At 55.1% G+C, this 25,893-nt stretch carries 22 protein-coding genes and 2 pseudogenes; 15 read left to right on the top strand and 9 right to left on the bottom strand.

Annotation, left to right across the window (positions count from 1 at the left end; genetic code table 11):
- Positions 1 to 687: 687 nt before the first annotated feature.
- The gene (locus tag AB4N80_RS01635) at positions 688 to 945 is read right to left on the bottom strand and encodes a BPSL0761 family protein (protein ID WP_460080373.1); all 258 of its coding nucleotides are present in this window, start codon (positions 943 to 945) and stop codon (positions 688 to 690) included.
- A gap of 252 nt (positions 946 to 1,197) precedes the next feature.
- Between AB4N80_RS01635 and AB4N80_RS01640 the strand changes: the two are divergent.
- Positions 1,198 to 1,821 (top strand): annotated as a pseudogene (locus AB4N80_RS01640) (tyrosine-type recombinase/integrase).
- A 110-nt stretch (positions 1,822 to 1,931) separates the two neighbouring features.
- On the opposite strand, the gene AB4N80_RS01645 reads toward AB4N80_RS01640, so the two are convergent.
- Positions 1,932 to 2,150 (bottom strand): hypothetical protein, encoded by a 219-nt coding sequence (locus AB4N80_RS01645; RefSeq protein ID WP_460080376.1) that lies wholly within the window; start codon positions 2,148 to 2,150, stop codon positions 1,932 to 1,934.
- Positions 2,151 to 2,333: 183 nt separating this feature from the next.
- Between AB4N80_RS01645 and AB4N80_RS01650 the strand changes: the two are divergent.
- Positions 2,334 to 2,453 (top strand): annotated as a pseudogene (locus AB4N80_RS01650) (site-specific integrase); the annotation flags it as partial.
- Positions 2,454 to 2,775: 322 nt separating this feature from the next.
- Here the strand turns inward: AB4N80_RS01650 and AB4N80_RS01655 are convergent.
- Positions 2,776 to 3,915, bottom strand: a complete 1,140-nt coding sequence (locus AB4N80_RS01655; RefSeq protein WP_460080378.1) for a hypothetical protein — start codon at positions 3,913 to 3,915, stop codon at positions 2,776 to 2,778.
- 440 nt (positions 3,916 to 4,355) lie between these two features.
- Between AB4N80_RS01655 and AB4N80_RS01660 the strand changes: the two genes are divergently transcribed.
- The gene (locus AB4N80_RS01660) at positions 4,356 to 4,853 is read left to right on the top strand and encodes a DUF1543 domain-containing protein (RefSeq protein ID WP_460090573.1); all 498 of its coding nucleotides are present in this window, start codon (positions 4,356 to 4,358) and stop codon (positions 4,851 to 4,853) included.
- A gap of 579 nt (positions 4,854 to 5,432) precedes the next feature.
- Here the strand turns inward: AB4N80_RS01660 and AB4N80_RS01665 are convergent.
- Positions 5,433 to 5,933, bottom strand: a complete 501-nt coding sequence (locus AB4N80_RS01665; RefSeq protein ID WP_460080381.1) for a KilA-N domain-containing protein — start codon at positions 5,931 to 5,933, stop codon at positions 5,433 to 5,435.
- Positions 5,934 to 6,177: 244 nt separating this feature from the next.
- Positions 6,178 to 7,140, bottom strand: coding sequence for a hypothetical protein (locus AB4N80_RS01670; RefSeq protein WP_460080383.1), 963 nt, complete (start codon positions 7,138 to 7,140; stop codon positions 6,178 to 6,180).
- A gap of 575 nt (positions 7,141 to 7,715) precedes the next feature.
- Here AB4N80_RS01670 and AB4N80_RS01675 point away from each other — a divergent pair.
- The 5 genes from AB4N80_RS01675 (at position 7,716) to AB4N80_RS01695 (ending at position 14,767) form a co-directional block, all read left to right on the top strand.
- Complete coding sequence (locus tag AB4N80_RS01675; protein WP_460080385.1) at positions 7,716 to 7,940, top strand: hypothetical protein; 225 nt, start codon at positions 7,716 to 7,718, stop codon at positions 7,938 to 7,940.
- A gap of 7 nt (positions 7,941 to 7,947) precedes the next feature.
- On the top strand, positions 7,948 to 8,901 hold the full coding sequence (locus AB4N80_RS01680) for a phosphotransferase (protein ID WP_460080388.1): 954 nt from the start codon (positions 7,948 to 7,950) through the stop codon (positions 8,899 to 8,901).
- Complete coding sequence (locus tag AB4N80_RS01685) at positions 8,894 to 9,793, top strand: T3SS effector HopA1 family protein (RefSeq protein ID WP_460080390.1); 900 nt, start codon at positions 8,894 to 8,896, stop codon at positions 9,791 to 9,793. Before AB4N80_RS01680 ends, AB4N80_RS01685 begins: the two co-directional genes overlap by 8 nt.
- Positions 9,794 to 10,248: 455 nt before the next feature.
- Positions 10,249 to 12,054 (top strand): DEAD/DEAH box helicase, encoded by a 1,806-nt coding sequence (locus AB4N80_RS01690; RefSeq protein ID WP_460090560.1) that lies wholly within the window; start codon positions 10,249 to 10,251, stop codon positions 12,052 to 12,054.
- A gap of 334 nt (positions 12,055 to 12,388) precedes the next feature.
- Positions 12,389 to 14,767 (top strand): SIR2 family protein, encoded by a 2,379-nt coding sequence (locus AB4N80_RS01695; RefSeq protein ID WP_460080397.1) that lies wholly within the window; start codon positions 12,389 to 12,391, stop codon positions 14,765 to 14,767.
- Positions 14,768 to 15,019: 252 nt separating this feature from the next.
- On the opposite strand, the gene AB4N80_RS01700 is transcribed toward AB4N80_RS01695, so the two are convergent.
- Positions 15,020 to 15,772 carry a hypothetical protein gene (locus AB4N80_RS01700; RefSeq protein WP_460080400.1) on the bottom strand — a complete coding sequence of 251 codons (753 nt, stop codon included), beginning with the start codon at positions 15,770 to 15,772 and terminating at the stop codon, positions 15,020 to 15,022.
- Positions 15,773 to 16,371: 599 nt separating this feature from the next.
- Between AB4N80_RS01700 and AB4N80_RS01705 the strand changes: the two genes are divergently transcribed.
- Both AB4N80_RS01705 and AB4N80_RS01710 read left to right on the top strand, forming a co-directional pair.
- Positions 16,372 to 16,821 (top strand): antitoxin Xre/MbcA/ParS toxin-binding domain-containing protein, encoded by a 450-nt coding sequence (locus AB4N80_RS01705; RefSeq protein ID WP_460080402.1) that lies wholly within the window; start codon positions 16,372 to 16,374, stop codon positions 16,819 to 16,821.
- Positions 16,822 to 16,895: 74 nt separating this feature from the next.
- Complete coding sequence (locus AB4N80_RS01710; RefSeq protein WP_460080405.1) at positions 16,896 to 17,075, top strand: hypothetical protein; 180 nt, start codon at positions 16,896 to 16,898, stop codon at positions 17,073 to 17,075.
- Positions 17,076 to 17,506: 431 nt separating this feature from the next.
- Here the strand turns inward: AB4N80_RS01710 and AB4N80_RS01715 are convergent, their stop codons facing one another.
- On the bottom strand, positions 17,507 to 18,436 hold the full coding sequence (locus tag AB4N80_RS01715; protein ID WP_305482546.1) for a LysR family transcriptional regulator: 930 nt from the start codon (positions 18,434 to 18,436) through the stop codon (positions 17,507 to 17,509).
- 114 nt (positions 18,437 to 18,550) lie between these two features.
- Here AB4N80_RS01715 and AB4N80_RS01720 point away from each other — a divergent pair, with 114 nt between their 5' ends.
- Together AB4N80_RS01720 and AB4N80_RS01725 are read left to right on the top strand one after the other, a co-directional pair.
- Positions 18,551 to 19,564, top strand: coding sequence for a zinc-binding alcohol dehydrogenase family protein (locus tag AB4N80_RS01720; protein WP_122567212.1), 1,014 nt, complete (start codon positions 18,551 to 18,553; stop codon positions 19,562 to 19,564).
- Between the two features lie 243 nt (positions 19,565 to 19,807).
- On the top strand, positions 19,808 to 19,978 hold the full coding sequence (locus tag AB4N80_RS01725) for a hypothetical protein (protein ID WP_163006800.1): 171 nt from the start codon (positions 19,808 to 19,810) through the stop codon (positions 19,976 to 19,978).
- Position 19,979: 1 nt separating this feature from the next.
- Here the strand turns inward: AB4N80_RS01725 and AB4N80_RS01730 are convergent, their stop codons facing one another.
- Positions 19,980 to 21,182, bottom strand: a complete 1,203-nt coding sequence (locus AB4N80_RS01730) for a multidrug effflux MFS transporter (RefSeq protein ID WP_122567213.1) — start codon at positions 21,180 to 21,182, stop codon at positions 19,980 to 19,982.
- Positions 21,183 to 21,277: 95 nt separating this feature from the next.
- On the bottom strand, positions 21,278 to 21,475 hold the full coding sequence (locus AB4N80_RS01735) for a heavy-metal-associated domain-containing protein (protein WP_122567214.1): 198 nt from the start codon (positions 21,473 to 21,475) through the stop codon (positions 21,278 to 21,280).
- A gap of 148 nt (positions 21,476 to 21,623) precedes the next feature.
- Here AB4N80_RS01735 and AB4N80_RS01740 point away from each other — a divergent pair, with 148 nt between their 5' ends.
- From AB4N80_RS01740 to cueR, 3 genes are all read left to right on the top strand, one after another.
- Entirely contained in the window at positions 21,624 to 22,007 is a 384-nt protein-coding gene (locus AB4N80_RS01740) for a hypothetical protein (protein ID WP_122567215.1), read from the top strand.
- Between the two features lie 226 nt (positions 22,008 to 22,233).
- On the top strand, positions 22,234 to 24,627 hold the full coding sequence (locus tag AB4N80_RS01745; protein WP_122567216.1) for a heavy metal translocating P-type ATPase: 2,394 nt from the start codon (positions 22,234 to 22,236) through the stop codon (positions 24,625 to 24,627).
- Entirely contained in the window at positions 24,624 to 25,025 is a 402-nt protein-coding gene (gene cueR, locus AB4N80_RS01750) for a Cu(I)-responsive transcriptional regulator (protein WP_122567217.1), read from the top strand. Before AB4N80_RS01745 ends, cueR begins: the two co-directional genes overlap by 4 nt.
- Positions 25,026 to 25,893: the final 868 nt, after the last annotated feature.

A 25,893-nucleotide genomic window follows, 5' to 3' on the forward strand; every position in this document is an offset into this window, starting at 1 on the left:
CGTAATCTCGAAAGCGACGATGGTAAGTGACTGCTGAAAAAATGATCGGAAAATTTTACTCGTTTCAGTAGGACGAGAGGAATAGGTCGGCGCGGAACACGGTAAATTATTCATATTTTTTAATATAAGTCTGCCTCTGGGCTGTGCCTGTTAGAAAATAATACTGACTTGTCTGAGTACAATTAGAGTGGGGCCTCACTCAGGTTCTCCACAGAAGCCGGCATGCCGCTGCTGACAGTTGCCTTGGTGTGAATGATTTTCGAGGCCCGCTGATCACTCAAAATGGTCCTAACATTCCCAAACGGTTACCACGTGCAATAGGAGGCGAACCCCATGTCGGAGTCGAAGCCAATTAATAAATTAACTACTGAGGCATCTGAGGATGCAGCGGGATGAACGCGGGCTGAAGAGCCACGGCTTTTTGATTGTGCAGCCGAATCCATTTGTGGACGAGGTTGGCATTGAGGCTGTAGCCCAAGCCGATGTCTACGATGGAGGCGCCGGGCTCGGAGCACTCCTGGATGATCAACCTGGGCTTTGAAAGATTTGCTGTAGGTACGGCGCTGAGGGTGCATGGAAATCCGCTTGACGGGCCAGAAATGGTGTCCACTTAAAATAGGTGGACACCATGGCCTTCGGCGGTTGCGTCAGGAAGATGTGTTGGCCGGACGGATACAAAGGACTGGCCTAGAGCTTTATGTCCGCAGTGAACATAGGGTGATAACCGCTGATGGCTAATTCCCACCTAGGATCTCCGGGTTCTGCACCTTGAATGATGTCATCCATCCTGCCGGCAAATAGGACAAACGACGACTCAGGGTAATGTCGCAGAAGGCGCTTCGCTTCATTACGGTACTCCTCAGGAATGAGGGAGCTCTTTGACAACTCTCGCAAAAACGCTTCTGTTTGGATCACACTTCGGGTCCGTTCACTCGGCATACTCATTTCAGCCTACCCCTCTTTGCGTTTTCGTAGTCAACCGATAATGGCCGAGATCACTATTATGAATGAAAGACTGACGAGGTCCCAGCCGGATAGCCGCCGGCTCCTCTGCGCGCATTAGAATAGCTCCGCAAACAATTTCAGAAGCCCAACCGGCAACTCGAAGGTCTTTTGGAAGCAGCTATGGGTCGAATTGCGACCACCGCTCGTTGTGACTGATCCACCCTTGTTCTCCCTCTACGTGGAGGACAAGCCATGAACACCACTACTGGATCCCGCCATCAGCCTTGGAACAAGGGAAAGCTTGTCGGGCAGAAGGCTCCGCTCCGAGTCAGAGATATCTGGACCATCCAGATCAGACTCCAGCTCGCGGAGAAGACACGTGATTTGGCGATATTCAACCTGACCATAGACAGCAAACAGCGTGCCAGTGACTTAACCTAATTGCGAGTCCGGGACATCGCCCACGGGGAGCATGTGTCGTCAAGGGCGGTCGTGACGCAGCAGAAAGCTCAGCATCCAGTGCAGTTTGAAATCACTGAGCAAACCCGAACGGTATTGGAAACTTGGATGCATCGGACGCATCTCCGAAGCGAGAATTTTTTGTTTCCGAGCCGATTGCACGCCTCAGACCATCTTTCCGCCAGGCAGTACGGTCGAATAGTCAAAGCGTGGGTGCCAGCCATAGACCTTGACCCAGCCATCTACGGCACTCACAAGCTACGGCGGACCAAGGCATCGTTGATCCATCGCGGGATGAGAAATCTGAGAGCTGTCCTGCACCTGCTTGATCATACGAAGCTTGAAAGCACTAGCAGATACTTGGGAGTCGAGGTCAACGACGCCTTGGAAATAGCCGAGCAGACCGAATCCGACTAGTCATGCGCCGGTCGATGCTAGACTTAGCGATCGGCCCAATTTCTGCCAGTCACTTGTGACTACAAAATCAGCGGCCACTAAAACCACGGGGCAGTCTTGCGCTAAGCAATCTATGACTGGCGTATCCTTAAAATGGAATCTGCAATGGCTTGAGCATTAGTATCCAGTGTTTCCATGGCCGACACCGCATTAGCGGCGACGCTGCCTATTCCGTTTTCTGAGAGCCACTTGGTTATCTCCTCTATCGCTGCACTCAGAGCGTGCTGGTTGTGGAGGAGCAACGTGAGAGCGTCTGCTGTGGCGACCTTGCAGTCTAAGTTATTTGGCATGACGGTCGTCCTTGAGTAATGATGCCGGAAGCCTAGCTCATCTCGCCGTCTTAGACTGGTCGCTGATGACCCAGATTTAGCCAACTGTATGTATAGGACCTGATAGCGCCTTGGGCCGAATTCGAACAATTCCCTCTGGGTATGACTGGCAGAGGTCGACCTATAGCTTCCACTCCTGGAGGTCAGCTCTCGGCCATCAGCGGTCATAAGTCGATGCAGATGTTAAAGCGCTATACGCATATTCGAGCGGAAGATCTGCTCGAGAGGTTTGACAGACTGAAGAAAAAAGGTGAACGCAAATGACATCAACACGCAAAATTAATAGATTTCAATTAACACCCCAGAGATCCTGACCTTAACATCAACAAGCAAGATCATGATTATATAAACTGACAAATGCATAAGTAATTTCACCAATCCAAACGAATGCGTCTTGGTCGAAAATTACTACTAGCCCCCACCCCACAAAAGCTCGGCGACCTTAGATCTTGGATAACCTCTGGAACCCCGTAGCGCTCGGGCTGATGTATGAGAAAGTTTTCTTTGCTACGCGATAGATCTGAAGGGGTTGAAGCCGAAGGGGTTGAAGCCGAATGGCTTCAACCCCTGTTGATCTGAAAACTCATTAGTAAATAGTATTTCCAGCCATCCGTTGCCACAGAATCTTTCTATCTAGCACTTTTCCTTGATAGATGACTTCCCCAAAAGTGTCGTCGATTAGCCGCCTTCCGCGCATTCCGCGTTCATAAATATGGACATGAATCCCCAATTCTTGGGGTCTATTAGCCGTCCATAGCACCGCTGGGGTTGACGCCCATACCTCAAACTCTAGACCCGGATAGTCATCCATATTAAGCGAACGGTCTGGGACGACGTACTGGTTACTATTGTTGAATTGATCATGTAATGGTTTTAGTGGTGTCGAGACTATCTTTCCGTCACTCCAAACACTATCACTTCCACAATTCCCACAAAAATGTTTAGCATGAGGAGCGTTAGCAAAGCTGCCTAGATCCAGATGAGGATAACCACAGCTTTTGCAAGTCACACAGGACATCTCTCGCCCATCTTCAAGTGATTTGACAAACTCGAAAGCGGCGGGAGGGGTAATTTGTATCTGTGTAATTTCGTCACTAGAAAACAGTCCCAAATTCTGATTATAGGAACAAACTATCGCGTCAAAGTCTCTATCCAGTCGTTTCTTATCTTCCCCGGTAAAACGCTTGTGTACATGAATCTTGGGCGGCCGACGAACTATCTTTTCGCTGGAGAGCGCAGGGGGCAGTGAGCACCACACACCGATCTCTTCGAAGTCGTTGAAGTCAACCACTAAAGGGTCAACTACATAACTCATCCCCATCAGATGGTTACTGCATGTCACTTCACCTGAAGATGGGACTGCTGCGATATCAGCTTTGACACCCCAATGAATTTGATGAGTTTTACAGTACCAACGATCTGCCCCGTTCCTGAATTTTCCACATGGGACGATGTTGCAAGGCAAAACAGCATTATCGCCAGTCTTGGCAGTGAAGCTGCCAAAAACGCCCTCGGAGTTTACGGCGATGTTACCAATTGTCCTACCGGGTGCCCAACAGATTGCCGCAGCGGTAGAATACTGTTCGGAATTGTCCTCTTGCTCACCTTCGTTACAATATTTGCGAACAAAGTTTTTTTTTGCCAACCCTGTCCCAGGATCTGTCCATTCACACTCCCATACCTCTACTTGCCCAGTGTCCGAATTCAGCTTTCGAGCATAAAACATTGTCACGTCCTTGCTTAGCAATGAGGTTAGATGGATTCCGAATATCCGGCTTTTCGGGCCCGAGCCAAGCTAGCTCCTACGCAGATAGCTTAGAGGGTGGTGCATCCTCCGATTTCAATCCGACGCCCCGGCCCCACGTCCTTCACTGGGATGCCCGAGGACGTCAACCGGTGTTTACGCAGATTTTTCGAAACCATTAAGGATACCAACGAAGCTATTTTATACCATCCCAGGCTGCTAGGATTCAGCCCCTGTGCACAGCACAGTGAGCCGGGACGCGCTTGTATGCTTTCACGCCATGGCCTCACCGCTCAAAAGAAGGAGCTCGGGCTTAACTGCTTGCAAGCAATAATCACTAAGATTATGGCTTGTCATCGACTGGCTCGAACGTTAAAAATTTACAGTAATGTTTGAATACTCGGCTTTTGGCAGAACAGATGATGCTTTTTGTTGTAATGCTTGGCGGTAAACACCCCAAGGCAAAGATTGAAGTGCACGATGTGGTTTTTGCGGCCGCAGACAGTTTAGAAGCCACCTATCCCCAGCTACGAGAGAGTTGGTTTGGGAGCTCGACAGGGTTACACATTGATGCTTGGATGGCTGTCGATGGCATCGAGGACTGGAAAGTTGAATTGAGTCCGCTAGCCCCCAAACCCGGTTCACCACGTCTATTTTTCCTCAATTTGGGGGGGTACGAATCTGGAGCTTTTGGCGAAGCTCACCACTACTTACTTGTGGTGGCTGGCGACCGGCGTGAGGCGGTTACTAAAGGCAAGCTGCAGATGCTGTCGCATTGGACGCAAGCTCATACTGATGTCGTGCTTGACGTTGACGATTGCCTACCAATTGACGAGGTGAACGGCCGGTACGTTCATCTCGCTGAAGGGAAACATCGCGGCGTGGCTCAGCGGAACGACTACATCGTCCTTCCACGTTGACTTAGGCTTTGCGTGATTAAACTTTTTGTCGCTGCAGCTCTAGCTTTGCCATTGAGAGCGGAATATCGGCTCTTGAGGTGCTGAGGATCAGACCAGAGCAACGTCATTGATATCGGTGTGCGCTCGCTTCCACTCCCACTCCACAAACGAAAGCGTATTTTGGTCGTTATAGCGGATTACTGCATCAGTGCGCCCTCCCTGCTCAAACAGGGCTCTAGCGCCAAGAAGCGTGGCGCACTGACGCACGACCAATCCAAGATGGATCGTCCAGTCGGTGCGCCCCGCTACCGCATGCGCCTCGGACACCGGGAAATCCCGGTACCACAGACAATTAAACAACGTGATGAAAATCCCGTTCGACGCGCTTCATATGTTCCCTTAGTGTTTCGGATAGCTCACCGTTTTTTCGGCTGAGCTGGTTGAAAATTGAGAGTGGCTCTCCAGGCGAGTGTAATGATCACCAGACCATGCCACCCAGGAATTCCGATCCAGTGCAGGGCTAGCTATAGGGCGGTTGAGCCATTTCGTTTGCTCCAAAAACGACGAAGCCCGCACTAGGCGGGCTTTCGTTCGTCTTCATCAGTTGGGATTATCTAGCCCTAACGTGAGCTGCAGTTGATCCTGCAAATGGGCCACACGATATTCAAGCTTCCGCTTTTTCATACGCCACTCCAGGAGCCCCCTTCCATGCTCGCTTGCCTCACGCCGGCTTTCATCCAGCACCTTGCAGGCAGCGTCGAAGCGACTTTTCATTGAAACGGTCTCTCGTAAGATTCTGTTGATGGCCAGGTCACACCAGCGGGTAAGCTTTCGATCCAGCTCACTCACAAATTCCATCGCCACCTTCGGATGCAGCCAGATATCGCCAGCCTGGCCGCCATGGATCTGGATGAGATCCTCAGGCCCCTCGACACCAAATGCAGCAGCCGCATCGGTTAGGTACTGCTGTGTCTCTATTGATCCCAGCCAGTCATTCACTGAAGCTGAGTAAAGCTTTGCTACGTGACTAGCGTTCAACCAGCCGTTCACGCTGAAAACGATGGTCTTGCTTTGATACTCAACCTGGATCGAATTTTTCATATCGGGATCTCCACCCATTTTCGATAGGCGTGCGTAGGCCTCACGAGGAAACTCTCGTGACCTAAGCCATGTGCACGTAAATTTAGGGACAAAACTGCCGCTGGAACGCGGCGAGAGGAAAATCCAAGACACAAAAAAACCGGCTAATGAGCCGGCTTCTATGTCTTGCTGATGCAGATACCACATCATAGGGTTTATATTGAATTAACTGCTCATTTTTGGCAACCCCCTAAGGAGGCCGTGTTCACTCAGAGGTTCTGGTCATCCAACGTAGACAGGAATGGCAGATGCGAAGGCTTGAGCCCAATGAGTCCTTTGTGATCTCAGATTGGTCTTTGGTTGTGGGGCGACGGCAGGTTTTGCAGCTCATTGTCCTACCTCTGCTTGAGCGCACAATGAGATTGCCTGGCTCACAGTTGAGGTAATCCCCGTCATGCATGACCACTTTTTTTCCTGGAGTGCGGCCTTCCTCAGCAATCAATTCAGCAAGGGTGAGGTGTTGCCCTTCTGACTCACCTGCGTAGCTGATACTGATTCTGGATCGATGCCCTCGCTCAAAGAAGAGCCCTTCCACAATATGCTCAAGCCAGTGCTGATGAGACCCTTCCGCACCAAATTCCCGCGCTAGGTTTTCCTTCTCGAATGGCTTCAAGCTGCTGAATAAGGCCGCTGGCGATTGCGAACGAATCAGGGACTTCCACCCCGTACTAATTTCGATAGTGATACCGAGCCTGTCCTGGGGGATCTCCCCTGGGGATAGCGCAAGCCATTGCTTGGGTTTCTTGTACCCATCTGAACTCAGCTGAGATCTCCTATCTAGGTAGATCCAGGTATTCTCGTAAGGAAAATACCCGTACAGCATGAGCTCCAAGAGGCGTGTCGTTGGAGGCGCCACGTACTCGACGCCGTGGTAAACACACTGCCGGCTGAAATGGTAGGCATGATGGCTTCGTCGCTTCGTATCGCTCGGAGCGAGAAATTGGCTGGCGGGCGGGCATTTGAAAATATTGTCCAAGTGGGTGATGAACTTGGCCTCTGCCTCAAGGCAGTCCAAGCTATGGCCTTCGATGCCGAACAGCTGCCACCAACGAATTGAGGCTTCATGCTCCATCCGCTCCCGCAGCTTGATCGCCAGCTCTCGATCTAAATAAGCCTCCTCCTCAGCTGAGAGGGATCTGGCGTCTTTGGCCTTGGCACGCAGCCACATCCTAGTTCTTTCCCAATCACTGTAAGACACGAACACCTGACCTTAGTGAACATCTGAATGGTGATGCTGCTGGATTTTGGCCAGATGGGATAGATCCGGAGAGGCTGAAAGAAACCCGCTCTGCAAGCCAAGCCTCACAAATCTGAACCACCCCTGCTTCTGTAGACGCCCTCAAGCTTCTAGGAAGGGCTGCCAACCCTGCGTAACTGTCCGCTTTGGGTCGATGGATGCCGGTCGTGGTTGACTGCTTCGACCCATAGTTGCCGTTCACCATCCGCACCGCCGCAGGTGCCCAAGGCTGCGCTGAACATCAGGTTCAGAGCAACTCATCAACACGCCCAGGGATGCTGCCATTGGGCGCGCGTAGCCGCTCCAGCATCATCGTCCAGAAAGAAACGTCAACCGACCGAGGCAGTAGAGGAAAACTGAGTCTTAGCAGCAACTCGAAAAAATGCATTTGACTAATTCTTAGCTAGTGCTACGTTTTTAAAAGGCGCGAAGTCTATGTAGATTTTCGTAGTTTCATGGGCGCCTAAACCAACCCAAAACTGAATTTCTGCATAGAAGGCAACATCATGAAAGAAAATTCTGGAAAAATATTTAAGTCCTTGATTGAAGGTGATGCGGTAAACAAGCTCTTGGAATTATCCAAGCTGAGTCCTGAAGATCGAGGTGATGGGGTTTTAGGGGATATATGGGAGGCGTCGTCTGGAACCGCTACTGGTGGGTCCAGCGATCCGTGCAAGCTCTCGAACGTACTCGCGCAATATCTTCAAAAAACCCAGGCGGTGAAACATTAGTTTCGCGGTGCGACTTACCACATCTTCACTGCCCCCTTACCTTGAGTCAAGGGGGCTTGTCGATAAACGGGAGGCAGTAACTTCCGAGTATGTTGCGGGAAAGAACAGTAATTTTTTGGTGCAGGCAGGGAATCGAAAAATATTTGCAAAGCAGTTTAAGTCCAGTGGCATAGAGTACGAGTTGCTGTGTAAAATTGAAAGGCACTTATTTAAGGAAGACCCGCGCCATAATTGTGAGTTGTTAAGTGCTGATTCAGCAAACAGAATCTCAGTGTACTCAATGCTGGGGGGGGATAATTTTGACAAGTGCTTAGTAAGGTCAGATCTGTCGAAGGCGAGAACACTTACGCTTGAAGTGTCAAATACAATAAAGTCGATTTCGTCTGGGCTCGCAATTTTTTTGGAGTACATTCCTAAAAACCCACACTGGGTAGTTGACCTGCTATCTCCCCCTGTTGAAATCTTGCGATATGCATCGCCGGCGCAGCTTCAATTACTGGAGTTCATTCAGGCTAATCGCTCGCTGAGCGATACCTTAAGTCTTGTTAAGGAAGCGTGGTCAACTAGAAGTGCTGTGCATGGAGATATAAAGCATCAAAATATCCTTGTAGATAATTATTCTGTTTTTGTTCTGGATTGGGAAATGATTCAAGCTGGTCCGCCATGCTGGGATCACGCAGCGGCCACCGCTGCGATTGTAGTTTCGTGGATTTTATCTTTTCCTGCACGTGGATTTAGGGGGGCTGAAGTTGACACTGCTAAGATCTCCCCATCAATTATAAACGCCATGATGCAGATAATGAAAAACGAAGTGGTGTGGGATAGTGAATACATTAGAATGGTGTCGGCTAACTTGGTGAAAAATGCTTTTGAGGGCGCTGCGGGGCTTGAATATATTCCGATAGCTAGTGTTTATATGCTCCAAGTTGCTCAAAACTTTGAAGGTGAACTATTTGACTAAGAGCACTAACAAGACTGAGCTTTCGGAATTCGTTTCGAAGGTGGTCAGCTCAAAGTCTGAAGCCACGGCGAGAGACCTATACCAAATCTATGCGCGACTGGATAGTTCAGAGGGCTCGCAAGTTAATAACTTTGACACCAAAGCCCTAATTGAATCGATATGTGAGAATCTGGAATCCATACGGGGGACATGGCAGTCGGGATGGCATGTTGAAACTCTAGGCTTTGATTATGGTTTGGTTGTCAAAGGCGGGACCAAGTTCAGGGTGGGGCTTGAAAAAATCAAGTCTATGAAACATGGGGGAGCTATCGTGCCAGGCAATGAGTGCATGGTTAACATTCCTAACATTGCCTTGGGCGTTAGTCCCGGCTATGCATTTGTTTTTGGTGATATTTACCCTGAGGATATATATATGAGGTTCTACATTAATTCGGCCTCACCGACAAACTCGGACCTCCTAGGTAAACTAAAGTCGCTTCTTGATGAACTCGAAGTGCCTTATGCATTTAAGTTTTTCACAGGTTTAAATTTTTTCAGGCGCTCCGACAACACGGTTGTATACCTGACTCGGGATGCAGCAAAAATATCCCGGCCCTTGCTGCAAGGCTTGCGCTCTCGCGTGGCCGAATTATGCGCATTTGAGTCACCCTTTTTTACGCTTCGTTTGGCTCCAGGCATATCAATAGCTCGCAATCCCAGTGGTGGTGAAAGCTATGGGAGATATGTCTGCTCAATTCTTGCGGACGGCTTTGCTAAAAGTATGCACTTGAATGGTGGTGAGTTGATCGATGCTCTAAGTGCTCACCTGACCCGAACAGGATTAGACTTGAGTAAAATCTGGGCTCTTGGTGACGACGATTTTGTTAAATTAGTCGATGGCATGTCAGCGTAACACAACCCACAATCAATGGTTGTGGGTGATGGATGCAACTCAGGACTGACCGCTTTCGACCCATTGCTGCCGGTGGCGAAAGGCAACAATCGGCCAGAAGCGGACATCAGCCCAACAAGTATATCTGTCCCCTTTTTCACGCAAATTGAGGCCGCTGGCGCGGTAGAGCCGGTGTTCGAAATTGTGATCCCGAATTTTGCCTAAACGGTTGAATAAGACTGCCATGATCAGCGAATTGCGCACGTCTCGGCGTTATTCAAACCGGAATGTACGCGTCGATGTTCAAAGCTCTGCCATCAGGCCAGAACGAACAGACTATCACGCTCTGCGTCGGGCAGCATTCAGCGACGGGGCCTGTGGCTTCCTGGTTCTTGAGAGCGCCATTTTGGGCGTATCTTGTATGATCAGCTCGGTCGTTGTGACATAGCTCTCTCAACCCTAACGGAAGGACGCTTATGACAAACCCATTCCAGGACCGCGAGCCACACATCGAGAACAACGAACGTATCCGCGCCCCCCAGAAGGGTGTTTTCCTCGCCCTGAACGAGGTTTTCGGGGCGGGTGGCGAAGAGCGTGAGTTCGCGGTGATAGTGCCGGTCGGATGTGGCAAGTCCGGGAGCATCACGATATCACCCTTTGCCTTCCGCTCGCGACGGACGCTGGTGGTCGCGCCAGGCGTGGCCATCGCTCAGCAGTTGGCCAATGATTTCGACCCGTCCAATTCCAATATGTTCTACCAGAAGTGTGCGGTGCTCGCCGGCGCGCCCTATCCTGAACCTGTCGAAATCCGAGGAACGACGACCAACCGGGCAGACTTGGACGAGGCGCACGTCGTCATTACTAATATTCAGCAACTCCAGGGCGGCGAATCGAACCGCTGGCTGCGTCAACTGCCAGCCGACTACTTCGACCTGATTCTGGTCGACGAAGGCCATCATGGCGTAGCCGAGAGCTGGCAGGCCCTCAAGGCTCAGTTCCCAGAAGCGCGTATTGTCAACTTCAGCGCGACGCCGATGCGCGCCGATGGCCAGCTTATGGAGGGGCGCGTTATCTACACGTACCCTATCTTCGAAGCGATTCGCCAAGGCTACGTAAAGCGCCTCAAGGCCGTGCAACTGAACCCGCGCACCCTTCGTTACGTGCGCCGTGAGGACGGCCAAGAGATCGAGGTGGGGCTTGCCGAGGTGCGCAGGCTAGGCGAGGAGGACGCCGATTTCCGCCGCAGTATTGTAACTTCCACCGAAACGCTGAACACTATCGTGGACGCTTCTATCCGAGAGCTGCGCCGGCTACGTGAGGAAACCGGCGATGCCCGACTCAAGATCATCGCCTCGGCCCTTAACTACGAGCACTGCCGACAGGTCGTAGAAGCCTACGTCGCGCGGGGACTTCGCGCCGGCTACGTGCATTCGCGAGAAAACGCACCGGCGAACCAGAGAGTGATGCAGCGGCTGGAAAGCCACGAGCTCGACGTAATCGTCCAAGTGCGAAAGCTCGGAGAAGGGTTTGACCATCCGTACCTGTCTGTTGCCGCCGTGCTCAGCGTCTTCAGCAACCTTTCCCCGTTCGTTCAGTTCGTCGGCCGCATCATGCGCGTCATTCGGCAGAACGCTCCCGGCCACGTCCTCAACCAGGGCGTCGTCGTGTTCCATGCTGGCGCGAACATCGCCAATCGCTGGGCTGACTTCCAAGAATTCAGCGAAGCCGACCGCGACTATTTCGACCAATTGTTGCCGGTGGAGGAAGTCGATCCTGATCATGCCCCCGTCGAGCGTGAGGTCGTGCCGGTTCCTCATGATTTGGACGGTCTTGAGGTTCGCGGCCAGTCCGATGTGCACGTCGAGGAAATTCCACTTCTGCTAGACGATGAGGCTCTGGCTGCTCTGCGCGTGCTCAAGGAGCGCGGCTATAGCACGGACGACGTTGCGGCTGCTTACCAGACTCTTCAGCCACTGCCGACAACCCGCGTACGCGAGCGGCAGGCAATGCGTGACGGTCTTCCTATTCGAGTTCGAACGGCAGCTGGACGGATCCTCGGCGAGCGGAACATTAGCCCGAATGGCCACGAGCTTGACACGCGACGTCTCGGTAGAACGAACATGGTCGTGATGATTGCTGCCATCAATAGTCAGGTAAATACCCTCGTCGGTATGGGAGCGAGGCAACGGCACGATTTCACGCGCGAGATGCACGAGCGGATTGACCAAGGATTCGACGGCATCCTCGCGGCAGCAGTAACGGAGGTGTTCGGTGGCAATTAAATCGCTCGTTACCCACGTCGAAATAGACACCGCTGGCAGGGCCCATAACTGTCAAGCCAGTGCCAAGCACCGTATCGAGAAGGGCGATGTGCGCCTGAAGGTCAAAAACGGCAGGAGTTGGGATCACTACTGCGTGGACTGTGCGAAGAAAATAATTGGACGGGACATAGAGAAGCTCAAGGCGATTCAAGATATGCGGCCTCCGGCGTAGCTGTCTAATCATGGCACGTTGGCTGGTTCCGACTGGCAGCCATAGAACTATGGATGACTGAATCCATTCTTGATGGTTTCAGTTGTCCGCTACTTGGCAAACTGTCTCGTAAATGGAGGAATGATGACGCATGATACTGACGTAATTAAAGAGTTCGATCCCGAATCCTCTATTCTGTTCCTGGGCTCCGGGTTCAGCCTCGGCGCTAGCAACATCGCGAATAGTACTCCGCCCAACGGCAGGGGATTGCGGCGCCACTTTATCGATCAACTCAACCTTCCGGCGGATACGGACTACGATCTGCAAGTCCTCAGCGAGGAGTTTGCCGAACATGACTCTGGGAAGCTTCGTGACGAGCTCTATAGGATTTTTCGGCTGACCGAGCTAACGGCTGGACAAACGGCGGTGCTGAATGAGCCGTGGCGACGCATTTATTCGACCAACTACGATGACGCGGTCGAATTGCATAGGTTAAAAAATAAAACGCCACCGAATGCCTACGATGTCTCGGAGCCAGTTCCGAACAAGTTGCCCCACGGCGCAGTAGTGCACCTCCACGGCAGCATCCGACTGATCACGTCAGATAATGTGATGAAGAGCCTAGTTCTCGGCGAAGGCTCTTACGTGAACCAGCATGTCGTCCGCTCGCGCTGGTACGATCAATTTCAGCGCGATTTGGCTTTCGCAAGTACCCTGTATATCGTTGGATACAGTCTCGCCGATTATCATATTGCCGGGCTACTGATGGCCAACCCTAAGCTTGCCGAGCGAACTATCTTCATTCAAGGGCCCTACGTCGACGAAACGTTCCTGCGACGCACTGCACAGTACGGACGCACGATGTTTATAGGCACTGACGGCTTCGCCGAGATTCTTGCGCACGTTCCACGCTCAGTTGCCCCCTCGCTGGATAATCTGCGTTCTTTCCGCTCGCTTTCACCCGTGCGCGATAAGAAGGCAGTCGCTCGTCCTACCGCTACCGAGGTCTTCGATCTTCTCGTCTATGGCGATTTCGATCCTAGTCGCCTTGCCCGCTCGCAACCCAGTGAGGAGTACGCGGTTGCTCGGGCGGATTCGGTGCGCGCGGCGGCGGATGGTGTTGAGAGCAAGGCATCGCTCGTTGTAGATGGTCGCCTTGGTAACGGCAAATCGATTTTTCTTCATCTACTTGCGTTCGAGCTTTCGTCGAGAGGCTGGACTTGTCTACAGCTTCAGCTCGGTCATCCAGATCTTCAGCGCGAGGTTGCGGCACTTGCCGAGGTCGATCGATTGGTCGTGTTTGTCGACCAATATTCGGCCGCGCAAGACAGTTTGCGCGGCCTTCGTGAGGCTCTTCCACGGGCTAAGCTAGTGGTGGAGGTGCGGACGGGTACGTTCGAGGTCCGCTTTCACGAGTTCGTAAATCTTCTGCCCAAGCCGTTTGACCGGGTAAGCCTTAACGGCCTTACACGATCCGAAATGGCCGCATTTGGCCGGTTGTGCGAGAGTGCGGGACTTCGTGCGCCTGATCTCGATCACCGTGGCGACCTACGCGACCTTTTGCTTGATCTTTTCGAAAATGCCGCAGTCCGCGACCGCGTGAAGGAGGCCCTAGCCCCCCTCTTTGAAAATAGGGACACTCGGCGAATTTTGACTATGACTATGTTGATCGCCACGCATCAAGGCTCGATCAGTGCATCATTCGTGAGAAACGTAGTCGGTGCTGATCCGTTTATGGCGCTCAAACCGCTGGAGGATCTGTCGCATGAAATTTTCGAGACATCAGCTGACGGTTTCAGGGCTCGATCTTCTATCTTTTCCTCGTTTGTGATCGCAGCGTTCATTGCTCCAGAAGAGATCGCTGACGCTGTGGTAGAGGTGACGCTGGCTGCGGCGCAACGGCGAAGCGAGCGACCGTATCGAATTCTCATGTCGAACATGATGGCGTATTCGAGCTTGCGGAGAACCTTGCGCGGCAAGGGAGATCTGGATGCCGTCATCGCCAGCATCTATGAACGTCTACGATACGACGAGCGGGTCAATAGTGAGCCGCTCTTTTGGCTTCAGTATGCGATCGCGATGGCGGAAAAACCTCGACTCGATGCGGCCGACGAATTCATCGCCACGGCCTACAGAAAGGCCGAAGAGCTTCCCGGTTTTCAAACCTACCAGATTGATACTCAGGCTTTCCGCATCGCTCTGATGCGCGCGTTGCAGCAGAGCGCGGGTCAGGCGATCTTTAACATTGATGCGGTTCTTTCTGGGATCGAGCGAATCGATGCCATGCTCGGTGATGGGAGCCGCCGGTCCTACGCTGTGAAAGTGCTTGAACATGTTCAGCCATTTGTGACGGCACGGCTTGGTGATTTGGCAAATGGCGAGCGCACCGCTTTGCAGTTCTGGCTTTTAAAGGTGGAAAAGTCGCTCTCTTTGCTGCCAGATGACTTCAAGGCAGCAGCTGGTTCTGAGGTAGTCCGCAAGAGCGTCGAGGCGGCTGCAAAGATGTTTATCGACCAACGTTAATTTTATGTGTGTCCGGTAAGCCTCGAGTTTTTCTACCAACTTGCGCCGGAAGCTCTTTATCGTACCGCCCCCGAAAAGGGGGCAGATTTTTAAAGAGATCAGTCTGCTTTGGGCCGAAAAGGGACATTCGGGAGCGGCAGCTATCGGCCAAAAGCCGCCCTTCGTAGTAGCCGAAAATCGGCGAAAAGAGAACGGTCTCACAGTCAGTGGAAGACCGCCTTAGGACTTGATAGTCTCCGCGAAACTGACGCCCTATTTACTTCCAGAATCCGAGATCAAAGCGCAGTAGATTTCGCTCTTGCTGAAAATGAAAACGTGGGAAAAATTGCCCAACGATGGCTCTAAATCACGAAGCACTGCTTCGTAATCTGATTTTTTATCAATCTGAGGCGGTTGTAATCCAAAATAAAACTGACGAAATCGGTCCTCGTCGGTATAAACAAGTAAAGCGGTTTTGTCTGGATAAGCAATTTTTGCTTTTTTCTTCAGAATTATTTTTAACTGCTCAATCTTTCTATCATGCTTCTCTTGGGCTGTCTCGCTGACCATAATTGCAACGCCAGGATTCCTCGAAAGTTCTTTAAGTTGGTCAGCATCTTCTTTACCCTGAAGCGTAGTGACTTCGAGATAACATATATCCGACTGATTTGATCCCTCTCCCGTGTATTTAACTGTTGCATCGTGCTGCTGATTACCGTCGATCCACTGGATGACGACATTTTTTGGAGATGTGAAGTACAGTTTCGCGAAGTGAGCGATGGGGTACAGCTCATCGTGTACGTCTCGCAGCAGACCTATCCTCTGTGGGTGTTGCGGCTGCGCTGACGTGTCCCAAGTGAGTGTATCGAACAGCGCCTGAATTGCGGCCGCATGATTATGGTACCCATCAGCCGTCGTAGGCTGTCCCGCGGCTTTTTCGATAATCAATCTGTCCTCATTCCAATCAAGCGACAAAGGCTCGTGGACCGTTACTAACAATGATTGTGGATCGCTCGGTTCTTTCATGTAGCTCTTAACTCCCTGTTTGATTGATTGCGTACCCATTTCGGAACAGCTGTGACGTCGCGCTAGCATGATTATGCAGGTGCCCACAGGTAGACGTTACAGTGGCACACTGAACTGCCACATACTAGCCGAGGCGTTTGCCTGTGTATGGGCCCGATGCTGACCCTACCCTTTGATCTCACAGGGTAGGCATCTGCCTTGTCTGAGAAGGCGCGATGGGGCGAACGCCATCATCTACGAAAGACTGCTTTCGACCCATTGCAGCCCTTCGTTCCATAGCTAGTCCAGGCGATATCGATTAAGTAGGGCGCATCTAACCTACAACGTCAATTCGTCGAATGCGTACGAAGGCATCAATGGGGTACGGAGTTGTCATAAAGCTTAAATTCCCCTTCGCCACGCGAGCGCGTCCATCGAAGCTATCTACCGTCTATTGTGCCATGTCGTATGCGAGTACTTAGGGCACACCAAACCTACAACCCAACGGGGAGCGTCACCTGGAAACAACGCCATTTCGACGGATCTACTCCATCAGACTTCACACGACTCGAAATTTGCCACATGCTGATCTGCGGAACGTCCTGGGTGGGAGGTGGGCTATGTTTGCTGAAGCCATGCGCGGGGATGGATACCGCTCCTATCGGATCAGGCTAGAAAACCTACTCGGAATTCCCTGTGAGGCTTCTGATCAAGACATCCATAAAATGATCGAGTCCGGCTTTCCGTGTTTCAGGCTTAAAGAGCTCTGCAACCGTTACGAAATGAGAAAGTCCGAACCCAACCAGATCATGGCGCGTCGCGTCTCGAGGGCCAGATTGGCCCGCAGTCAACGGCTTACCATAAGTGAGAGCGATCAGCTGTTCAGATATGTGCACATCACGGCCATGGCAGAGGTAATTTTCGGGGACGAAACTAAAGCCAGACGATGGCTATCGAAGTCAAAAAATCGGTTTGCCGGAAAAAATCCGTTAGAGATGCTTTCTACCCTAGCCGGCACTAGAGCGGTTGAGGTGATGTTGATTCAAGTGGCCGAACCATTTGCCTTGTGAACAACCGTGCTGCAGCGTGTGGTGATGCGTTTCCCCCAAGCCTCTCCTACCGATTAGACATCAAGAGATTTATCATGAAGGGCAAACGTAAGGCCAAAACAACCAAGTGGCTGATGAAAGGTCAATTCGAGATTGAGGCTAGGCTCATGCTGCGAGAAAGACCCCGTAATGCTTCGAACCATTTCCTTGATGCTTCAGCTAAGTTTGGAGTCGAGCATGAGCCGGTAGGTCTGCTAGCCGGTAAATTGCCTTGAGTTATCTAATACTCTCCAATGCGCGCCGATTACCGGTGTACAAACGCTACTGAGAAATGATTACAACGGTTTCGCAGAGAGACCTGTTGTGCCTTGTATTGTTCGCATTATTTTCCAAAAAATCGCATTTTTTTCGAAAACCTACAAATCTGGCAGTTAGTGGGCGTACAGGCGAAGAGGAATAGGTGAAGGAGAATTTCAAAAAAAATAACAAAAATAGTTACTAATAATAACTCGCTGAATTAATAGGAAAAAATGGAGCTAACGGTTAGCTAGGCTCCAGAAACCATGTATTCACTCCCTGTTGAATCATTCGTCTACTGCTCTGGCGCAGGCGGTCGCTAGTATAAGCGCGACTATCGAGCTTTCCTGTCCTCCGGAAACCTTTGGAGGCGATTGTTCATGAGGGAAAATTCTCTATTTGCGCGCGACTAATGGCCGGGCCCCGTCGGGAGTGGAAATCGAGCCGTCAACTCAGCACAGCGGGCCTGGAGCATGTCCCGCAAAAGATTGATGGGTTTGCTCAATTGCGCCCGGTGGGCACACAGCAAATTGAGGGGCGCGCGTTCGCATTGCAGGTGCGGCAAGAGGATTTTCAAACGCCCGGCCAGCACATCGGTGGACACATCCAGCCACGATTTGTAGGCAATCCCGGCCCCCGCCACCGCCCAGCGGCGTACCACATCGGCGTCATCACTGAAACGGTCGCCACTGACGGTGAGGCTCACCTCCCGTTTGCCGTCATGAAAACCCCATCGGTCATGGACCCGGCTGCCCAGCATGTACAACAGGCAGTTGTGCTGGGCCAGTTGTTCCAACTGATGGGGTTCGCCCTGGCGCGCCAGATAATCCGGCGATGCACACAGCACCCGACGGTTGTCCGGGGCGACGGGCAAGGCCACCAGGCTCGAATCTTCCGGCTCGCCATAACGAAGGGCGATGTCAACCGGCTGCTTGAACAGGTCGGCCATGCGATCGCCCAGCAGCAGCCGCACCGTCAGCCCCGGGTGCTCGCGCTGGAACGCATCCAGCCAGGGCAACAGCAAGTTGCGTCCCAGGTCCGACGGCGCGGACAACTGCAACACCCCGCTGACCTGATCCTGGCCGCTGGTCAACAACCGCCGCCCTTCGTCAAGGCTGCTCAACGCGGCCCGGGCATATTCGAGAAAACCCTCGCCTTCCGCTGTCAGGCGCAGGCTACGGGTGGAGCGGGCCAACAGCCGCGCGCCAAGGTGCAGCTCGATCCGTTTCAATGCGGCACTGGCCACCGCCGCCGACAGGTCCATGACCCTGGCCGCGGCCGACAGACTGCCCAAGTCCGCCGCCCGGACAAACAATTGCAAGTCATCGAAGCGCAGCATCACCCCTCCATTATCAAAAAAGCATTGAAAGAGCCTGTTGTTTTAGCCGGTTTTATCTCGGCGATAAATAGCTAAACATGGCCTTCATCGAAACTCACCTCACGGAGCCGCTTCATGAAAGCCATCGCCTACTACCACTCATTGCCCATCACCGACCCGCAATCGCTCCAAGACATCGAGCTGCCGGAGCCGGTCGCCGGTCCCCGGGACCTGCTGGTGGAGGTCAAGGCCATTTCGGTCAACCCGGTGGACACCAAGGTCCGCCAGAACGTCCAGCCCGAAGCTGGCGTTGCCAAGGTGCTGGGCTGGGACGTGGCCGGCGTGGTCAAGGCGGTAGGCAGCGAGGTCACGCTGTTCAAGGCCGGGGACAAGGTGTTCTACGCCGGTTCCATCGCCCGGGCCGGTGGCAACAGCGAATTGCACGTGGTGGATGAGCGCATTGTCGGCCACATGCCCAAGACCCTCGGTTTCGCCGACGCGGCGGCGCTGCCGCTGACGGCCATCACCGCCTGGGAATTGTTGTTCGAGCGCCTGCACATCCAGGAAGGCCAGGACGACCAGGGCCAGAGCCTGTTGATCGTCGGCGCCGCGGGTGGCGTGGGCTCGATCCTGACGCAACTGGCCAGCCAACTCACCGGGCTGAAGGTGATTGGCACCGCGTCCCGTGCGCAAACCCAGGAATGGGTGCGCAGCCTGGGTGCCGACCTGGTGATCGACCACAGCCGCCCCTTGAGCGACGTATTGAAAGAAGCAGGCCAGCCCCAGGTGACTCACGTCGCCAGCCTGACCCAGACCGACCAGCATCTGGATCAGTTGGTCGAAGCCCTCGCGCCCCAGGGCAAACTGGCGCTGATCGACGATCCCAAGGCGCTGGACGTGACCAAGCTCAAACGCAAGAGCCTGTCGTTGCATTGGGAGTTCATGTACACCCGCTCGCTGTTCGAAACGGCTGACATGCTTGAACAACACAAACTGCTCAACCGTGTGGCTGCCCTGATCGACGCCGGCACGCTGAAGACCACGGTGGGCGAACATTTCGGCACCATCAACGCCGAGAACCTGCGCCGGGCCCATGCCTTGCTGGAAAGCGGCAAGGCCAAGGGCAAGATTGTGCTTGAAAGCTTCTGACTGCACTGGGCAGTAGCCCTGCAAACAATCCTGTGGGAGCGAGCTTGCTCGCGATGGGGCCAGGTCAGGCAACATTGATGTCGGCGGGTCCACCGCTATCGCGAGCAAGCTCGCTCCCACAGGTGTTGCATCAACCTGGAACTGCACCGTCAGTCCGAGAATTGATCCTTGTCACAATTGCGATCGCATTCGGGTCTACACTCGAGGCCTTTGCAACGTAATCTTTTCGTGAGGAGGTCAGCAATGAAGATCCTGATAAAAGAAGTGGCAAAATCCCAATGGCAAGTGCGTCTTGACCAGCACGTCGTCACCTTTCGTACCGAGGCCGAAGCCCAGGCTTTCGCCACGACCTTGCAAGCGCGGATCCACGCCCCCCATCATTTCCCCGAACAGCAGCAGCGCGCGGCCGGCTGAGTCAGCCCTCGCGACTGGCCTGGGCCAATGCCCGGGCATTTTGCAGGCGACGGGTAAGCATGGCGGCACACACCACCAATAACCCGCAGAGACTGATGACCAAGGCCATCGGCACTGCGGTGCCGTCATGCAACGCGGCGACCAGCGCGGCGGCGCCCGCCGCGACCGAAAACTGCAGGCATCCGAGCATGGCCGAAGCACTGCCGGCCCGTGCGCCCTGCCCGTTCATGGCGCAGGCCGAGGCATTGGGAAGGATGCAACCCAGGCTGGCGATGCAGATAAACAGCGGGATCAGCAGCGGCCACAACTGCGCAGGTTGCAATGAACTGACCGCCAGCAGGCTCAGCCCGGCGCCCAGGTAGACCCACACCGCGCGGCTCAGCAGGAACGCCGGGCCGCGCTTGGACAGCAGCCGGGCGTTGACCTGGGCAACCAGGATGAACCCCGCCGCGTTGGTGCCGAACAGCCAACCGAAATGCTCGGCGGGCACGCCATAAAGCTTGATGAATACAAAAGGCGAACCGGCGATGTAGGCAAACATCCCAGCGATAGCGATGCCCCCCGTCAACGCATGACCGAGATAGACCGAATCGGTCAGTAACCGGCCGTATTGGCGCAACGCGCCCGACAAGGGTGGTCGAGGCACATGGTCCGGCAAGCTTTCCGGCAACCACAAGGCCACGGCCGTTGCCGCCAGCGCGCTGAACAGGGTCAGGGCAATGAAAATCGACTGCCAGCCGTGCAGGTTCACCAGCAACCCGCCCAACATCGGCGCGAGAATCGGCGCCAGGCCCATCACCAGCATCAACTGCGAAAACACCTTGGCCGAGCCCACCGCGTCGCATTTGTCGCTGACCACCGCCCGGGAAATCACCATCCCGGCGCATCCGCCGAGGGCCTGGACGAAGCGGGCGCCGATCAGCCATTCGAGGTTCGGCGCATAGGCGCAGGCCAGGGACGCCAGGGTGAACAGGCCGACGCCAGTCAGCAGCGGAATGCGCCGGCCGAAGCGATCCGCCACCGGCCCATAGGCCAGTTGCCCAATGGACAAACCGAGGAAATAGGCCGCCAGGGTCAACTGGATGTGTTTTTCGTCAGTCCCGAAGGCGGTGGCCATCGCCGGAAAGGCGGGCAGGTAGAAGTCGATCGCCAAGGGACCGAAAGCGCTCAAGGCGCCAAGAATCAGAATGATACGGAGGTTCATCGGGCGTCCAGCTCAGGCGTCGTTCGACAGCCCGACAGTCTAGCCGTGCCGGGCGCGCTTGAACATTCCGATAGGTCGCTAACGATTAAAAAACTTCAAGCAGGACTGACCTCATAGCCCTCCTTCTGGATGGCCGCGAGCACGGCATCGGCCGCCAATGAGCTCTGGACCCGGACGGTCTTGGCACCCAAGTCGACTTGCACATCGGCCGTCGGGTCCTTGGCCTGGACAGCCTGGGTGATGGCCTTGACGCAGTGGCCGCAGGACATTCCCTGAACATTGAATGTTTGCATGAGATGACTCCTTGGAATTGAGGTTGGCGCCAGTCTTAAGCTTGCCATCATGGCAAGGTCAAGTTCTGACAAAAACTGCCGGGCTGGCAATCGGCATCGCCCTCAGCCAAGCTGCACACATCAAGGATTTAACACCGGAGGTTCAGCCATGCGCTGGTCAGCGTTCAGCCTGTTTTGCATGCTCGGTTTTTCAGCGGTGGTGCCCCAGGCCTCGGCCGCCGGCGAAGACTACGGCGTGGTGATCATTTCCCGCGAACGCCTGGAAGTGTCGACCAATTGCGAAATTGGCATCTACATCCAGGATCAGCTCTCGGCCAGGCTGTTCCAGGAGCAAAGCACCTCGTTCAACCTGCCGCCGGGCCAGTTTTCCTTGCGCCTGAAGTTGCTGCCGGGGCAGGCGCCGGGTTGCAATCCGGGCATGCTCGCCCCAGGGTCGCAGAACATCACCCTCAAGGCCGGCGACATCTTGAAATTCCGCATCGCCATGACCCAGGAAGGCATGTTCCTCAAATCGGCCGGCCTCGGTTACTGACACACCACTTCCTCCCTGTGTGAGCGAGCTTTGTGGGAGCAAGGCTTGCCCGCGATGAAAGCACCACGGATTTCCGGATGACCGCAGCGCCTGGATCGCGAGCAAGCTTTGCTCCCACAAAACCAGCTCCCATATCAGAGATGCGTTCAAGCTTTTCGATTGGCGCTTGACCTTGCCAACATGGCAAGGTTGATCCTGTAGTCATTCACTACAGGGAGCCTGACCGATGTCCGAATCCACCACATTCGATCTACCCATTGCCGGCATGACCTGCGCCAGCTGCGCGGGGCGGGTCGAGCGGGCCTTGAGCAAAGTCGCCGGTGCCAGCGCCGTCAGCGTCAACCTGGCGACGGAACTGGCGCGTGTCCAGGCCCCCGAAGGCAGCCTGCCGGCCTTGAAGCAGGCCGTCGAGCAGGCGGGCTATAGCGTTCCCGTGCACACCCTGGAATTGAACATCGAAGGCATGACCTGCGCTTCCTGTGTCGGCCGGGTCGAACGGGCCCTGGGCAAGGTCGACGGCGTGGACAACGTCAGCGTCAACCTGGCCAACGAGCGCGCCCACCTCGAACTGCTCGGCCAGGTGGATGGGCAAACCCTGATCGATGCGGTCAAGCGCGCCGGCTATAACGCCACGGTCTGGCAGGCCGAGCAGGTCGCCGACACGCAAAGCAAGCGTCTGAACCGTGAACGCCTGGCACTGGTGCTAGCGATTCTACTGTCCGTGCCGCTGGTGCTGCCGATGCTGCTGGAACCATTCGGCGTGCATTGGATGCTCCCGGCCTGGGTGCAGTTCGCCTTGGCGACACCGGTGCAATTCATCTTCGGTGCACGTTTCTACGTCGCCGCCTTCAAGGCCCTGCGGGCCGGTGCCGGGAACATGGACCTGCTGGTGGCCCTGGGTACCAGCGCCGGCTACGGCTTGAGCGTCTATGAATGGGTGATCGCCCGTCCCGGCAGCATGCCGCACCTGTACTTCGAGGCCTCGGCCGTCGTGATCGCCCTGGTGTTGCTTGGCAAATACCTGGAAAGCCGCGCCAAACGCCAGACCGCCAGCGCCATCCGCGCCCTCGAAGCCTTGCGCCCGGAGCGGGCGATCCAAGTGATCGAGGGCCAGGAACGGGACGTTGCCATCAGCGCCCTGCGCTTGAATGACCTGGTGCTGGTCAAGCCCGGCGAACGCTTCCCGGTGGACGGCGAAGTGCTGGAAGGCCAGAGCCACGCCGACGAAGCGCTGATCAGCGGCGAAAGCCTGCCGGTGCCCAAGCAACCCGGCGACAAGGTCACCGGCGGCGCCATCAACGGCGAAGGCCGGCTGCTGGTCCGCACGCAAGCCTTGGGCACCGAAACCGTCTTGGCGCGCATCATCCGCCTGGTGGAAGACGCCCAGGCCGCCAAGGCGCCGATCCAGAAACTGGTGGATAAAGTCAGCCAGGTCTTCGTCCCGGTGGTGCTGGTACTGGCCTTGGCGACGTTGATCGGCTGGTGGCTTTACGGTGCGCCACTGGAAACGGCGCTGATCAACGCCGTTGCGGTGCTGGTGATCGCCTGCCCCTGCGCCCTGGGTCTGGCGACGCCCACGGCGATCATGGCCGGCACCGGCGTGGCTGCGCGCCACGGCATTCTGATCAAGGATGCCGAGGCCCTGGAGCGCGCCCATGAAGTCACGACCGTGGTGTTCGACAAGACCGGCACCCTGACCTCCGGCACGCCGCGCATCGCCCACTTGACCGCCCTGGACGGTGATGAAGACGCGCTGCTGAAAATGGCCGGCGCGCTGCAACGCGGCAGCGAACACCCGCTCGCCAAAGCGGTACTGGACGCCTGCACCGAGCGCGGCCTGGATGTGCCGGATGTCAGCGACAGCCAGTCCCTGGCCGGACGTGGCATTGCCGGCAGCCTCGACGGGCGCCGCCTGGCCTTGGGCAATCGCCGTCTACTGGACGAACTGGGCCTGGTCCCAGGTTCGCTAGCCGAGTCGGCACAGGCTTGGGAAACAGAAGGCCGCACGTTGTCCTGGTTGATCGAACAAGGCGCGGCGCCGCGGGTGCTGGGCCTGTTCGCATTCGGTGACACCCTCAAGCCTGGCGCTCTCGCCGCCGTACAGGCCTTGAATGAACAGCACATCGCCAGCCATCTGCTCACCGGCGACAACCAAGGCAGTGCCCGGGTCGTGGCCCACGCGCTGGAGATATCCAATGTCCATGCCGAGGTATTGCCGGCGGATAAATCCGCCATCGTCCAACAATTGAAGCGCCATTCGGTGGTGGCGATGGTCGGCGACGGCATCAACGACGCCCCGGCCCTGGCCGCCGCCGACATCGGCATTGCCATGGGCGGCGGCACCGACGTGGCGATGCATGCCGCGGGCATCACCCTCATGCGCGGCGATCCGCGACTGGTGCCGGCGGCGCTGGACATCAGCCGCAAGACCTACGCCAAGATCCGTCAGAACCTGTTCTGGGCGTTCGTCTACAACCTGATCGGCATCCCCCTGGCGGCGTTCGGTTTGCTCAACCCGGTGCTGGCCGGCGCGGCCATGGCGCTGTCAAGCGTCAGCGTGGTGAGCAATGCGCTACTGTTGAAGTTCTGGACACCCAAGCAGTTGGAGGACAAGCGATGAACATCGGCCAAGCGGCCCGCCAGAGCGGCCTGAGCGCGAAGATGATCCGTTATTACGAATCCATCGGCCTGCTCAGGGCTGCCCATCGCACCGACAGCGGCTATCGGATCTACGGCACTGATGACCTGCACACCCTGGCGTTCATCAAGCGCTCCCGCGACTTGGGGTTCTCCCTGGAAGAAGTCGGCAAACTGCTGACCCTCTGGCAAGACCGCCAACGCGCCAGCGCCGACGTCAAGGCCCTGGCCCGGCAACACATCGATGAGCTGAACCAGAAAATCCGCGAACTGGCCGAACTGCGCGACACCTTGCAGGACCTGGTAGAGCACTGCCACGGCGACCACCGCCCGGATTGCCCGATCCTCAAGGAACTGGCGTCGGGGTGTTGCAAGAGTTGATGCCCTGCGCCAATCCCCTGTGGGAGCGAGCTTGCTCGCGATAGCGGTGGTTCAGCTTGCATCGATGTTGAATGTGCCGCCGTCATCGCGAGCAAGTTCGCTCCCACAGGGGATTGGCGGTGAGGCTGAATTTTTTTGCGGTTTCAAAAAAACCGACCATTGGCCTAATGCTGTTCACTTAAGCCGTTAGCGGAGATTTGATGTTCCGTTTCGAGGCATAGTTTTTACGAGCGGGATTGTGGGGTTGGTGTGTATATCCATTTCTGCGGTAACGGCGGCTTATGGTTCCGCTCTTACGGCGGGTCACTTTTGGAAGAGCCGGGAGCCGGACCAGCCAAAAGTAACCAAAAACGCTTTGCCCCACCACTTGGCACCTCGCTTAGGCTCGGTGTGCCCGGGTTTCTCCTGCGGGAGTGAGCCTGCTCGCGAAAGCGGAGGGTCAGTTTGCGGTGATGTTGGATACCCACAAGGGTTTTGGGAGCGGCACGGTCCTGTGGCGAGGGAGCTTGCTCCCGCTGGGGCGCGCAGCGGCCCCAAAAAAGCGATGAGCGCTGCGCACTCAAGCGGGAGCAAGCTCCCTCGCCACAAAAGCTTCCTAGCCATCACGCCACGGATTGATCAACGGTAAACGCTGTGGGGGCGAGCCTGCTCGCGATAGCGGTGGTTCAGTCACATGGATGCTGGGCTTGCCGGCCTCATCGCGAGCAAGCTCGCTCCCACAGGAGAAACGCGATCACCCAGAATCAGGTCGGCTATCAGGCCGCCTCGTGGTGGACGTTGATCTCGGGCGCCCCGTTAACCACGATGCCTTCGTTCAGGCATGCCGAGCCTAAGCGAGGCACCGAGTCGTGGGGCAAAAGCGTTTTGG

This window comes from Pseudomonas sp. H3_A02 (assembly GCF_054671965.1).